General features: G+C 28.8%; 16 protein-coding genes. 3 read left to right on the forward strand and 13 right to left on the reverse strand.

Going from position 1 to position 13,313, the window contains the following annotated elements; all coding sequences use genetic code 11:
* Positions 1–5 precede the first annotated feature (5 nt).
* Genes FBE96_RS04115 through mobB form a run of 3 tightly spaced genes read right to left on the reverse strand, consistent with a single transcriptional unit; the run spans position 6 to position 1,531 of the window.
* Entirely contained in the window at positions 6–203 is a 198-nt protein-coding gene (locus FBE96_RS04115) for a hypothetical protein (RefSeq protein WP_002797008.1), read from the reverse strand.
* Positions 196–1,038, reverse strand: a complete 843-nt coding sequence (locus FBE96_RS04120; RefSeq protein ID WP_002899553.1) for a class 1 fructose-bisphosphatase — start codon at positions 1,036–1,038, stop codon at positions 196–198. Before FBE96_RS04120 ends, FBE96_RS04115 begins: the two co-directional genes overlap by 8 nt.
* A 1-nt stretch (position 1,039) precedes the next feature.
* Positions 1,040–1,531: a molybdopterin-guanine dinucleotide biosynthesis protein B gene (gene mobB / locus FBE96_RS04125; RefSeq protein WP_002899555.1), complete on the reverse strand. Its 492-nt coding sequence runs from the start codon at positions 1,529–1,531 to the stop codon at positions 1,040–1,042.
* Between the two features lie 95 nt (positions 1,532–1,626).
* On the opposite strand from mobB, the gene FBE96_RS04130 reads away from it, so the two are divergent.
* Positions 1,627–2,112: a hypothetical protein gene (locus tag FBE96_RS04130; protein ID WP_002873511.1), complete on the forward strand. Its 486-nt coding sequence runs from the start codon at positions 1,627–1,629 to the stop codon at positions 2,110–2,112.
* Here the strand turns inward: FBE96_RS04130 and FBE96_RS04135 are convergent.
* The 3 genes from FBE96_RS04135 to gltX are packed head-to-tail and all read right to left on the reverse strand — an operon-like array spanning position 2,009 to position 5,210.
* The gene (locus FBE96_RS04135) at positions 2,009–3,634 is read right to left on the reverse strand and encodes a lytic transglycosylase domain-containing protein (RefSeq protein ID WP_002899557.1); all 1,626 of its coding nucleotides are present in this window, start codon (positions 3,632–3,634) and stop codon (positions 2,009–2,011) included. The two genes, FBE96_RS04130 and FBE96_RS04135, sit on opposite strands and share 104 nt — an antisense overlap.
* Positions 3,631–3,912 carry a YggT family protein gene (locus tag FBE96_RS04140; RefSeq protein ID WP_002871825.1) on the reverse strand — a complete coding sequence of 94 codons (282 nt, stop codon included), beginning with the start codon at positions 3,910–3,912 and terminating at the stop codon, positions 3,631–3,633. Before FBE96_RS04140 ends, FBE96_RS04135 begins: the two co-directional genes overlap by 4 nt.
* Before the next feature lie 2 nt (positions 3,913–3,914).
* On the reverse strand, positions 3,915–5,210 hold the full coding sequence (gltX, locus tag FBE96_RS04145) for a glutamate--tRNA ligase (RefSeq protein WP_002871824.1): 1,296 nt from the start codon (positions 5,208–5,210) through the stop codon (positions 3,915–3,917).
* Positions 5,211–5,295: 85 nt separating this feature from the next.
* Here gltX and FBE96_RS04150 point away from each other — a divergent pair, with 85 nt between their 5' ends.
* Positions 5,296–6,420: a metallophosphoesterase gene (locus FBE96_RS04150; protein ID WP_002871823.1), complete on the forward strand. Its 1,125-nt coding sequence runs from the start codon at positions 5,296–5,298 to the stop codon at positions 6,418–6,420.
* Positions 6,417–7,217 (forward strand): phosphatidylserine decarboxylase, encoded by an 801-nt coding sequence (locus FBE96_RS04155; RefSeq protein WP_002906018.1) that lies wholly within the window; start codon positions 6,417–6,419, stop codon positions 7,215–7,217. Before FBE96_RS04150 ends, FBE96_RS04155 begins: the two co-directional genes overlap by 4 nt.
* Here the strand turns inward: FBE96_RS04155 and FBE96_RS04160 are convergent.
* From FBE96_RS04160 to FBE96_RS04190, 7 genes are read right to left on the reverse strand one after another with little or no spacing between them, the layout of a single operon-like run.
* Positions 7,214–7,495: a FlhB-like flagellar biosynthesis protein gene (locus tag FBE96_RS04160; RefSeq protein WP_002852641.1), complete on the reverse strand. Its 282-nt coding sequence runs from the start codon at positions 7,493–7,495 to the stop codon at positions 7,214–7,216. The genes FBE96_RS04155 and FBE96_RS04160 overlap by 4 nt on opposite strands.
* Positions 7,492–9,651: a flagellar hook-length control protein FliK gene (locus FBE96_RS04165; RefSeq protein WP_002871821.1), complete on the reverse strand. Its 2,160-nt coding sequence runs from the start codon at positions 9,649–9,651 to the stop codon at positions 7,492–7,494. The genes FBE96_RS04160 and FBE96_RS04165 overlap by 4 nt, the downstream gene beginning before the upstream one ends.
* The gene (locus FBE96_RS04170) at positions 9,644–10,831 is read right to left on the reverse strand and encodes an MFS transporter (RefSeq protein ID WP_002906015.1); all 1,188 of its coding nucleotides are present in this window, start codon (positions 10,829–10,831) and stop codon (positions 9,644–9,646) included. Before FBE96_RS04170 ends, FBE96_RS04165 begins: the two co-directional genes overlap by 8 nt.
* Entirely contained in the window at positions 10,809–11,312 is a 504-nt protein-coding gene (locus FBE96_RS04175; RefSeq protein WP_002860510.1) for a membrane protein, read from the reverse strand. The genes FBE96_RS04170 and FBE96_RS04175 overlap by 23 nt, the downstream gene beginning before the upstream one ends.
* Complete coding sequence (locus FBE96_RS04180; RefSeq protein WP_002852414.1) at positions 11,312–11,641, reverse strand: AtpZ/AtpI family protein; 330 nt, start codon at positions 11,639–11,641, stop codon at positions 11,312–11,314. The genes FBE96_RS04175 and FBE96_RS04180 overlap by 1 nt, the downstream gene beginning before the upstream one ends.
* A complete protein-coding gene (gene hemL, locus FBE96_RS04185) occupies positions 11,638–12,912 on the reverse strand; it encodes a glutamate-1-semialdehyde 2,1-aminomutase (protein WP_002860511.1) in 1,275 nt (424 codons plus the stop codon). Before hemL ends, FBE96_RS04180 begins: the two co-directional genes overlap by 4 nt.
* Entirely contained in the window at positions 12,909–13,256 is a 348-nt protein-coding gene (locus FBE96_RS04190) for a c-type cytochrome (protein ID WP_002858771.1), read from the reverse strand. The genes hemL and FBE96_RS04190 overlap by 4 nt, the downstream gene beginning before the upstream one ends.
* Positions 13,257–13,313: the final 57 nt, after the last annotated feature.

The raw sequence follows: 13,313 nt of genomic DNA on the forward strand, positions 1-13,313 counted from the left end.
TTCCTTTAAAAGTCAAATCCGCCTTCGGTTTTACCCTTAGACATACTGTTATAGACTGCATCAACATAATTTTTTCTAGTTTGGCAGTTAAAAATTTCATCGCAATTATAACAAGAGTTTAGGTTTTTTGAGTTTTGACATGAAAGTAAAATTTCTTTTTTTTTATCCATATCTTGCTCAAATTCATCTCTAACTTCATTCATTGTAAGCCTTTAAAAGTTTTGAAATTTCATATTCTGAGCCAAAAAAACAAGGAGTTGTCGCATGGATTTTATCAAATTCAAGTTCAAGTAAAGAGCGGTTTTTTCCATTTGTAGTTTTTCCGCCTGCTTTTTCTATGATAAAGGCTAGAGGAAAGACTTCAAAAAAGGCGCGAAGTTTACCATTAGGTGCATCTTGTGTTGCAGGATAACTAAAAATCCCACCCCCTTTTAATAAAATTTGATTGATATCGCTTACCATGGCTCCAGAATATCTTAAGCGATATCCTTCATCAAAAAGACTTTTGATAAATTTAGCGTGTTTTTCTTCCCAAAATTTTTGCGTCCCGCCTGTAGCATTAATCTTGCCTTTTTCATTCATTTTAAGATCTTTTATAAAAATAAATTCATTATTTGCATTTAAGCGATAAAGTTTTGGCTGATCTTTGCAAATCACAAGTTCTAAGCGCGCTCCATACATACTATAAAGTGCAGCTCTTAAATTTTTAGCATTTGCTTTTTCTTCATAGATAGCAAAAATAGAACCTATGGCAAAATTAACATCCATTAAGCTAGAACCATCTAAAGGATCATAAGCTACGATAAAATTTGCCCTCTCGTTAAGCGTTAAAATTTCGTCTTTTTCTTCACTTATGATGGCTTTAATGCTTGAACATTGACTTAGAGTTTTTGTGATGATTTCATCGCTTAAAACATCAAATTTGAGTTGGGTATCGCCTGTAAAATTTTGATTTTGACTGTAGCTTGTATCGGGAAATTTTAAAGCGTTAGAAATTTCTAAAACCGCTTTTTGTATATAAGAAATCACTTCTTGCATTTTATAATTCTCCTTGTAAATTTTTAGCATTTTTAAGTATGTATTGGCAAATAGCTTGTATATCGTTTAAATCAAGCCAAGTAAGATAAGGGTGAGAAATTTTTTCATAGCTTGCAATGGCGTTTGAAAAAATAAAATAACTTTCATCAATTTCTTTGCAAAATACGCTAATGCGTGGTAAATCAAGAGTTTTTAATCCTTCAACCAAACAAATGTCAAAATCAGGGCTTAATTTTAAAGCTTTTAAAATATCTCTATTTTCATGAGAAAAAAAAGTTGTTCTTGCAGGGCTTAAAACCATGACTTCAGCTCCACTTTGAAAAAATTTAAAACTATCTTTACCGTTAAAATCAAATTGAGCTTTATCGGCAGGATCATGTTTAATGATTAAAACTTTTAAATTTTGTTGCAAAAAATTATCAGCTATTTTGGTTATGAGTGTAGTTTTTCCTGAATTTGAAGGCCCGCTAAAAGCTATAATAAGTTGTTTCATAAAATATACTCTTAATTTTTTTGCAAAATTATATCTTTTTAAACCAAAAAATAGGGTTAAAAGGCTACAATAATACTAAAAAATATGGAAAAAGAATGAAAATTTATAGTGTAATTTTAGGTGCTTTTTTGCTTGGAGCTTGTTCTTTAAAAGATCAGGCGATTGTGGATACAAATTTAAAATCTCAAACTTTAATGTTTACTCAAAAATACAAAATCACACAAGATAAGATTAATGCCATTATAACTATGTCTTATTTAAACCCAATTCTAGACAAGACAAGTAAAGATGATGTATTGGCCTTGTCTTTTACTCCAAATACATTAAAAATTCAAAATTTAGAAGTTTTTATCAATAATAAAAAAGCCAATATTGAAAAATTGGATGATGAGTATTTAAAATATATAATACAAAACAACTATACTGATTATTTTAAAGTATCTCTTCCTAGTGTCAAGGAAGAGACTAGGCTTGTAGCTAAGATTTGTTTAGATCATTTGCCTTGTTTTGAATTAAATTTTCAAAAATATCCGAAATCTTTATACTATCGCTCAGAAGATGTCGATACACAATATAATTAGCTAGAACTTTTTTTCCGTAAATTCGGCTTTCTTGATAAGGAACTAGTTCCATAGACAAGAAAGGTTCAAATTTGCCTGTCTTAAACATATCATTTCTTGCAAGCATACGGTTAGTAAATCCTATACCGCCATTATAAGCATAAGCGACAAAAAGTGGAGATTTTAAACGTGATTCAAGGTAATTTAGATGATAGTTTCCAAAGTAATATGCTATTTCAGGTTTAAACATAAAATCTTGATCGAAATTTGGAATTTTTAATTCTTTTTCCCCTATGTGATTGGCCAAAAATGGCATAAATTGCATCATGCCTAAAGCATAAGAAACTGAAATAGCAGTTGGAATAAAACGACTTTCTTGTCTGGCAATAGCCAAAATTAAAGCTTGTCTTGTTTTGTTATAGTCTTTTATATTGTCATAATAAGGCATTATAAAATAATGTTTTTTAAAATTATTTTTGCGTTCTAATATGTAAGCATAAATAGGCAAGGTTTCTTGTGTGTCAAATTCTTTTGCCAAGACATCTAGTTGACTTGCGTTAGCATCGCGAATTTGTTTGTTTATTTTTTGCCAAGCAAAAGGATCTTGCATATTAAAATTATTTTTTTTCTTGCTTGGATTAAGGCTTTCTATCTTTGGAAAAGGTGTGTTGGTAAGTTCTTTTGCGTAAAGACTATAAATATTTAAAGAAGAACTTTGCGATAAAGTTTTTAAATCTTCTTCATTGTTTTTAATCAACCACATCCAAAATATAGCATTGTCTTTATTACTTTGCGATTTAAAACTTTGTGCCGCCTTTTTAAAAAAGTCATAAGCAAGCTCTGTTTTATCATAAGTTAAGGCATTGACTCCTAAATAGAAAGCAGAATCTTCACTTACATTTTCAGGATTTATTTCTAGCATAGAATATCTAAATTTTGGATTTTCTTTTTTAATAATAATATTTTGTGCAAAATCTTTAAAACCAATGTGGTTTGGTAGTTTATTGACTAAACTTGTATTTAAATCTAAGTCGTATTTTTTAGAATAATTATAAAGTTTAAAAAAACCATTAATATCTTCTTTTTGTACTATATAGCTCATAGGATCAGAAGTATTAAAAGCTAGCAATAAATTTGTCAAATCAGGTCTTTGATTTTTAAAGGTTTGAGCTAAAGTAGTTCGGTCTTTGGAATTTAGACTCGCTATAAAAACTAATGAATTTAAGCGCACACTTTGACAAGTTAAATTTGCATCTAAGATAGTATTCGCTGTATAGGTATAGCATTTAGCATATTTTGGGTTGATATAAGGCTTTAAAGGGATGATTTTTTCAAGTTCGGATTTAATTTTTCCTATATAGCGAAAAATATGAGAATTTAAATCCTGTGCATCTTTTTTACTGATTTTATTTTTTTCTAAAAGCCTATAAATATAATAATCCTTAGCAAGTGAATTTTCTTCCTTTTTGAGTTTTTCTATGCTATATTGTGTAGCATTTAAACTTGAAAAAATAAATAAAAAAACGAGTATTTTTTTTATCACAATATACTCCTTAAGATATTCCCAAGAAAAATGTCAAGAAACTGCAATGCTAAGACTATAATCAAAGGTGCAAGATCAATATTGCCAATGCGTGTTGGAATTTTTCTAACTAAGGTGTAAGCAGGATAACTTAATTTATATAAAATTTGCACTATGGGATTATAAGGATCAGGGTTTACCCAGCTTAAAAGTGCTGTGATGATAATAATCCAAGTATAAATGTTAATGACAATTTGAAGTACTTGAAAAATAGAAATAATAAAAGAGTCTATAACCATAGTTAAATCCTTGCTAATTCGTGAATAAAATTTTTAATATAAGGATAAAGATCGCTAAGCTCAGGTCCGTGGATATTTCCTGTTAAAATTATCCTTAAAGGCATGAAAAATTTTTTACCTTTTAAGTTGCTTTTATTTAAAAGTTCATTTTTAAAATCTTCATAATTTTCAAAAAGTTCAATATCTTTTAAGAGTTCTTTTAAAATTTTATATTCTGTTTCAAACTCGCCAAAATCTTTTGCGTTAAAAATAGCTTGCATTTTTTCTTTAAGTTCTTTTATAGTGCTTGTTTCTTGAGTGTAAAATTTAGCAAGTTGTGCAAGATCTTTGTTTAAATCTAAAATTTTATTAAGCTCATCATCTTTGATCATTTTGATATGTTCACGATTGATTTGTAAGAGTTTTTTAAGATCAAATCTTGCGGGAGCTTTTGAAACTTTAGAAATATCAAACCATTTTATAGCCTCTTCTAAGGTAAAAATTTCACAAGGAGTTTTATTGCCTAGCATGATCAGATAATTTGCGATTGCGCTAGGTAAAATTCCACTTTCAAGTAGCCATTTTACAGAAGAATGTGCTTCTCTTTTACTCATTTTAACACCTTCTTCGTTTAAAATGATAGGCAAGTGTGCATAAGTCATGGCTTTATTATAACCTAAGCTTGCGCGGATATGTTCTTGTTTTGGAGTGTTTGAAACATGATCTTCTCCGCGTATAATACAAGTGACATTTTCAAGCATATCATCAACCGCACAAGCAAAATTATAAGTTGGAGTTTTATCCGTTCTCATAATCACAAAAGAATCTATGTTTTCAGGCTCAAAACTAAGCTCGCCTTTGATAAAATCAGTAAATTTCATAGTATGAGTAGGTTTTTTAAGACGGATAACAAAGGGTTTTTCACATTCTAAAACATCAATATCGGCTAGTTTTTCACAAGTGCCATCGTAGCGATAAGCTTTACCTTGTTTTTTAGCCAGCTCTTTTTTTGCTTCAAGTTCTTCTTCGGTGCAAAAACAAGCAAAAGCTTTTTTTTCGCTTACAAGTTTTAAAGCCATTTGGCGATGGAATTTTAAATTTTCACTTTGTATATAGTAATGCTGCCATGAAATACTAAAAAGATTTAAAATTTCTTTGATTTCTTCTTCTTTTCCTGCTATATTTCTAGCCTTATCAGTATCTTCAATACGTAAGATAAAATCCATATTTTTTTGTCTTGCACAGATATAATTAAAAATTGCTGCGCGTAAATTTCCTATGTGCATATCACCTGTGGGAGAAGGTGCAAAACGGTACATCTTATAGCCTTTAAAATTATTTAAAAGCTTATTATAACAGAAAAATTTATACGGATATTTAATTTTACTTGGTTATAATACTTTTATGATATTTTTAATTTTTTCTTTCATTGTATTATTGATTTTTGGCTTAGCAAATGTTTATATTTATAAAAGATTAATCAAGAAAATTACTCTTTTTAAGTATTTTTATAAAATTTTTTCCTTTATTTTTATTGTGCTTTTTTTAGCTCAAGCTGTGTTTTTAATATTTCGTAGAGATGAATATTTAAGTGATACTTGGTATGAAATTTTAGCCATGTTTTATGCGCCGACTTATTGTTTGTTTTTTATGACTTTAGCTTGGGATTTTGTTAAATTGATTTTAGCTCTTATGGGTAAAAGAGATAAAACATATAATCTTATTTTGCGTTTGATTTTTGAACTTTCTCTTATAGTTTTAAGTGTGTTTTTAATTTATGCAAGTATAAATAATGCTCTAAAAACACCTGAAGTAAAGAGTGTTGATGTTGAAATACCAAATCTTAAAAAAGATTTAAAAATTGTCATGCTTACTGATATACATTTAGGTAAAAATTTGCATGAAAATTTTTTAGACAAGCTCATCACTAAAGTGAATTTGCAAAGTCCTGATATGGTTGTAATAGTAGGGGATCTGATTGATACTAATCCTAAAGATTTAAAAAATTACATCTCAAAACTTAATGATTTTAACTCCACTTACGGAACTTTTTATGCTTTGGGAAATCATGAGTATTATCATGGTATCAATGAAGTTTTGGATTTACTTAGAAAACATACTAATATGAAAATTTTAGTCAATCAAAATTTAGATTTGGGTTTTATAGATATTGCTGGACTTGGAGATTTAGCCGGACTTGATAGGGGTTTATATGCTCCTGATTTAGCAAGAATAAAAGTGGATTTAAATACAAGTAAAGCTAGTATTTTACTCACACATCAACCTAAAACAGCTTTGCTTTATGATTTAAGTGATTTTGATCTTGTTTTAAGTGGGCATACACATGGAGGGCAAATTTTCCCTTTTATGTTTTTAGTTAAACTTCAGCAAGGTTTTGTTCATGGGCTTTATGATTTAGGAGAAAAAACTAAGCTTTATGTGAGTAGTGGCGCAGGATTTTGGGGGCCAAGTCTTAGAGTTTTTGCTCCGAGTGAAATAGTGATTTTAAATTTAAAAGGAAAAAAATGAGTTTTTCAAAAGAAAGTTCGAGGCTTTTTGGTTTTGTAGCGGGGATTAAATTTCCTAAAATGATACAAAAAGTTATTAATGAAAATTATGTTAAGTATTTTAATATCGATATGAGTGAATTTAAAGCTCCTTGTGAATATGAGAGTTTAAATGCTCTTTTTACAAGAATTTTGCAAATTCCAAGAAAACTTGAAGAAGGTTTTATCAGTCCAAGTGATGGTAAAATTTTAGAGTGTGGAAGTACTTTTTTGGCAAATGAAGAACATTTTGCTTTTTCTATAAAAGGGCATACTTATAGCGTTGAGGAGCTTTTAAAAGATAGCTTTGAAAAAGATGAACTTAAAAATGGGCTTGATTATGTCAATATTTATCTTTCTCCAAAAGATTATCATCGTTATCACAGCCCTTGTGATATGCAAATTTTAAGTGCAACTTACACAAGTGGAGTGCTTTATAGCGTAAATGAAAAACATTTAGAACGCATTAGTAATTTATATGTAAAAAATGAAAGAGTGAGCTTGAAATGTCAAAATGAAAAAGGTATTTTTTGGCTTGTTTTTGTAGGAGCGCAAAATGTAGGAAAAATGCGTTTTAATTTTGATGCAAGCATACAAACCAATGCTAAAATTTCTCATAATTTTACTAGAAAATATGAAAATTTAAATTTCAAAAAAGGCGAAGAACTAGGAAATTTTGAGCTAGGTTCTACTATAGTTTTAATCTCTCAAAAAGGGATTTTAAATTTTAATTTAAAAGCAGGGCAGGGTATTAAATTTGGAGAAAAAATAGCGGATTAGTTTTTAGGAGTTTTATTTGCCATTTGATAGATAAAGGCAAAAACTTCAGCTACAGCTTTATACATATTAGGTGGAATTTCATCACCTAAGTCAAGCTTGCTTAAAATTTCTATTAAATCTTCATCTTCTTTAATAGGAACTCCGTGTTCCTTGGCTAAAGAAATAATTTTAGCAGCACTTTCTCCTTTGCCACTTGCAAGCACTTTTGGTGCAGAGTTTTTTTCTTTTTGATAGCCTAGAGCTACAGCTTTTTTAATCGATCTTTTGATTTTGCTCATACTTTTTTATCCATACCCATTTCAAGATCTAAATTTTTCATATTTCTAGTATCAAATTTACTTCTTATGATATCACCTACAAAGAAATTTGCACTTAAAAGTCCTGCTTTATTGATATTTCTTTTAAGCTCATGGGCATTTTCATAGATGGTTTTTCTAAATTCAATATTTTCTGCCATAATATTAATATCTATATATTTTTCATTATTTAAAGAAATAAGAATTTCTAAATCCCCAAGTTTTGCAAATTCGAGTTTAATCTGAGCAAAAAATTTGTCCTTTTTTCCGCGTCTAAACATAATTTTAGAATCATTTAAATCATCCCAAGAAAAAGGCAGATAAGTATTGATAGAATCATTAGCTAAAGACATAAGCTGATTGATTTCAATTTGCGCTAAAAGACGATTAGCTTGATTGTATACAGCTTCATTGCCTTCATTTTTAGCTAAATTTGAAATTTGCAAAAGTGTTGATTTTACATCATGATGTAAAGATTCAGCTATATCTTGTTCTGTTTTTGGTTTAATTTGCGCTAGATCTTTGGTAGAAAGATTGAGTTTGTGTTCGAGATTTTTAAGTTCTGCTTGATTAAGCTTGGCATTTTGAGTATAGGGTTCAAGTTCTTTTAAGCTTTCATTAAGTCTACGAGAAAGATTGCTTAAATTTTTACTTAAATCTTGCACTTGTTCTAGATCTAAATTTTCTACATTAAATGCTAAATTTTTTACAATATTTTGTTTTATAAATTCCTGATTTTTAAAAATATTTTGCATAGTTTGGTTATTGTTAGATTGAATATTTTGAGTATTATTTAAATTTTGCGTATTGTTTGTATTAGGATTTGAAGTGTTGGTATTTGTATTGATTGAAGTTTTGTTTTCTGTTTTTGTTTCATAAAATTTTGGATTTTCTTTGATATTTTCTTTTGATTTTTCTTGTTTTTCATCTTTAATTTTTTCTTGGTTTGGAGTAGAATTTTTTATATCATTGTCTGGCTTATTTTCTGTTTCATTATTTTGAATATCATTTTTTGTATCTTGGGTATCTTCTTCATGGGTTTTTATACCAGAATCTAAATTTTCATCTTCTTTTGATGCTTTTATATGTTTTTCTTCATCTTGGTTTTTTGTGTTATGATTAAGTTTTTCTTCTTTCATATTTTCTTTGTTACTTAAAAGATTTTCTAAAATATTTTCTTTATCTTGTATTTTAGAAGCTTGATTGCCTAGTATATTTTTTAAAGTATTTTCAAGTTTTTCAAAGGCGGTAGCAGTTTGCTTAAGGATGTTTGGATCTTTTATCATTAAATTTTCTGGCTTATTAAGAGCTTTGAAAAAATCATTTTTGATGGAATTTAATTCTTTTAAAATTTTATTAGCTATAGGGGTGATTTTTTCTTGAGCATGACTGGGATTTTTACTTATATAATTTTTAAAATTTTCCAATTTAGAACTTAAATTTAAAAGTGCTTTAAAAGAACTTTGATTTAAAATTTGCTTATTTTCATTTTTGCTAGAATTAATAATATTTTTTAATTCTTTTAAAGTGTCTTTTGGGCTTAAATTTGTATTTGCAAGCTGGGCTATCTGAACGCTTAGTTTTTCGCTACTAAGACCTTTGATTGTACTTAAAAGAGAGTGAAAACTTTTGGGTAGTAATTCTTCGTTTAGGGCATCTTTTAATTTAGCTTCTAAAAATACGCCTGAATTTTTAAACAAAGGAGCTAAGTTATTGTTTTTTATTTCACTGGCAGGTTTTAAAATTTGATTTAATCTGTCTAAAACTTGTGTAAAAGTATCACTTTTTGCAAGTTCTGTACTTAAGATTTTTAATTCATTAGCAAAATTAGGAGCTAAATTTAAATTTTTTCCTTGTTTAAGTACAGGGGAATCGGGATTTTTTTGAGCATTGATTTGATCTAAAAGTTTATTAACAAGTTCTTTTAATTTGGTACCTGTTTCATTTTGAACAAATTTTGCTAGTATTTCCTCACTACTAGCGTCCTTGCTTAAACCTAAATTTTGCTTTAAAGCTTGTGCAAGTGCTTCTTTTGGATTGTCTTTTAAATTTGTTTTATCTTTTGAAGCAGAGTTATCTACTTTTAAATCATTTTTTTGCGTATTGGCAATTTGACTTGCTAGTTGAGTATTAATCATCAAATATCACCATATTTCCAGGCTTTTTCTTAAATTTTTTATTTAAAATATTTGGTTTATTGATAGCAAAAAGAATTAAAAATGCTAAAGAAACTATATAAAACCATATAAAACCTTTGATTTCAAAATATTGCATTAAAAAACCTAAAATTAAAGGGCCAAACAAAGAGCCCAAAGAATAACAAAAAAGAACCCCACGACCTAACTCTACACCTTTATTTTTGCTTACTAAAACATCATTTGCTCTAGCAAGTGCTAAAGCATATAAGCAAAATATTCCTATACCAAGAGTAATTCCTAAAAAATATTGCATATATAAATGAAGTTTAAAAAAGATAAATATAAGCATAGTGATAAATCCTATACTTGCACAAGTGATAATGGCAAATTTGCGACCAAGTTTGTCTGAAATAGTTCCTATGATGGTTTGTGCAATAAAACCACCTAAAACCCCACAAAATATAAAATAAGAAACCGCTTTTGTATCAAAACCTTGCAAAAGTATAAATAAAGATGCCATAGAAAAAAAGCCATTTATAAGCATTCCGGCTATAAAGCTTGTGACGATAGCTAAAGGAGCTATATCAAAAATTTTAGGTATAGAAATAGGACTTGATGCGGGTAAAACAGGTTCTTTGATTTTAATTAGATTTAAAGGTAAAGATGAAAGTAAAATTAAAGTTGCACTGAGGATAAATACACTATGTTTGCTTAAATTTAACGCTATGATTAAAACTCCAATACCAAACGCAAGATAAAAAACAATTTCATAAAAACCTAAAATTCTAGATCGAATGGCATTTTTGCTTTTTTCATTAAGCCATGATTCTATGACCATTAAAAGTCCATAGTAGCAAATTCCTATGAAAAATCTTAAAACAGCCCAAAAAATAAGATTTTCGCTTACTGTATGAAGCATAGCTGAAATTCCAAAAATAGCACCAAATAGCCCAAAAGAGCGTATATGACCTATACGAGAAATAATTTTATGAGTACCGATGGTTCCAATAAGAGCGCCTACAAAAAAACAAGAACTTACTACTCCAACAGCTAAAGAACTTTCTCCGTTTTCTTTTAATATAACACCTATAGAGCTTACTATCAAGGCATTACCTGCAAATAAAAATGCCATACCAGCAAAAAGTGCTGTCATTGATTTAATAATTTTTTTTGGACTCATACTTTTTTATATATAAAATAAAAATAAACACACAAACTAGCAAGGATGAAATTCCACAAATATAAGCAAAGATATCTAATTTATCTTGGCGATGTAAAAATAAAAATCCAGCAACCAATATTACATAAGCCATCAATTTAAAGAGAGTAAAAAACATAGCAAAAAAATGGATTTTCTCTTTAACATTTGGCTTTAAATCGTCTTTTAGAACTTTAAAATGAATAATTTTTGATAAATTTTGTTTTTTTTTGATAAAAAGTGATGAAATGAAATTAAAATCTTTTTCATAATTTTTTGATTTTTTTATAATGACTTTTTTATAATTTAAATAAGAAGCAAAAATAATCAATAAAACACTAAAAAAAGCTATTTCATAGCTTAAAAATGTATCTAATTTAAAATGATTTAACGATGAAAATATGATCCAAAAAAATAAATGAATAATGGCAAAAATACAAAATAGAGCTTTTTTATGTTCCATTATTTGTTCTTTTCTTTTTGAATTTTTTCTTTGATCAACTCATCTCTTTCTTTAAATTCTTCATAGCTTTTTACTTGAACTTTATAAGCTTTGTAAACATTAAGTATAGCAGCACTGATCCCCCAAAAAACTCCAAGCCAAAAAAGCCAAGGATAAGGAGTAAATTTTTTAAGCAAATATCCTATTCCCACACCTATAAATACAGCAACAACCATAGAGATACCAAGACTTAAACCATCCGCAGCTTCAAGAGTTTTGCGAATGATTTTTTGTCTTTTGCTATTGGAATTTTCTAAGTGATTTTTTTCTTCTTTTAAAATATTGCTCATATTCTTTTAAAGCTTTCCCTAACAGCCTCTAGTGTTGTATCTATAATTTTATCATCCATTTTTGAACATATAAAGCCTGTTTCAAATTGAGAAGGTGCTAAATAAATTCCATTTTCAAGCATATTTTTGTGAAATTTTGAAAATAATGCTAGATCGGATTTTAATGCATCTTGGTAGTTTGATACAGGATCTTTGGTGAAAAAGTATCCAAACATAGAACCTACATGACAAACTTGCAGTGGAAGTCCTTTTTCATCTGCTAATTTTTTCATTCCTTGGGTAAGTTTTTTTGCTAATTTTCCAAGTTTATCATAAAGCTTGGTTTTCTTTTTGGCTTTTGTAAGACTTGCTATACCTGCAGCCATTGCTAAAGGATTTCCACTTAAAGTTCCTGCTTGATAAACTCCACCCAAAGGACTTAAAATATCCATAATTTCAGCTCTAGAAGCAAATGCTGCTGCAGGTAGACCGCCTCCTATTACCTTACCAAAAGTAATTATATCTGCTTGGATATGATTGATTCCATAGGAACCAAGGTAAGATGCTCTATATCCACTCATTACTTCATCAAAAATCAGCAGAGTTTGATTGTTTTTACAGATCTTAGCAAGTTCTTCTAAAAAATCTTGTTTAGCTGGAACTAACCCCATATTTCCAGCAATAGGCTCAATGATAACACATGCAATATCTTTATTTTTTTCAAAAAGCTCTTTAACGCTATTTATATCATTATATTTAGCTACTAAAGTGTGTTTAGCTACATCTTCTAAAACACCCAAAGAACTAGGAGAGTTAAAAGTAGCAGCACCACTTCCTGCACTCACTAATAATGAATCAGAATGCCCGTGATAACATCCTTCAAATTTTAAAATTTTATCTTTTTTAGTAAAACCACGGGCAAGACGAATAGCACTCATGGTTGCTTCTGTTCCACTGCTTACAAAGCGGATCTTTTCTAAATGAGGAAAATCAGATAAAACAAGCTTGGCAAGTTCAGTTTCTAATAAAGTTGGAGCTCCAAAACTTGAACCTTTATGAAGTGCTTTTTGACAAGCTTTTTGTATATCTTTATCGCAATGTCCAAAAAGTAAAGGCCCCCAGCTTTGAACATAGTCTATATAAGAATTTCCATCTATATCGAAAATATAAGCACCTTTTCCATGAGAAATAAATTTTGGCTCACTTTGAACATTTGCAAAAGCACGAACTGGAGAATTTACACCACCTGCGATGAATTTACACGCTTCTTTAAAAGCTTTTTTGTTTGTCATTTTTCTTCCTTGCTAAATTGCTTGATGTAATTATATAAAGTTACAATTTCATCATTTGTTAAAGAGTAATTTGGCATGATTGATTTTGCGTCTTTACTCTGATTAAGAGAATTTTTAAAATTCTCAAAACTAAGATTTTGTATACTTGGAACTTTATAAGCTGTTTTAATACCATTTTTCATATAATATCCTAAAATTTGTTCGCTTCCATTTGCTCCATGACATTCTTTACAACTAATGCCCCTTGGATTTTCATAAAGCATTTTAGAGTATTCTTTAAGAGTGATAAAATCAGCACCAAAAAGACTGATACTAAATAAAAAAAACATTAAGACAATTTTCAAAGTTTCACCTTGTTAATGAAGTTTTAATATGATACAATTTTTACTTTAAAAAAGTGA

Origin of the sequence: Campylobacter sp. CFSAN093241, assembly GCF_012889595.1 — a bacterium.
Taxonomy (GTDB): Bacteria; Campylobacterota; Campylobacteria; order Campylobacterales; family Campylobacteraceae; genus Campylobacter_D; species Campylobacter_D jejuni.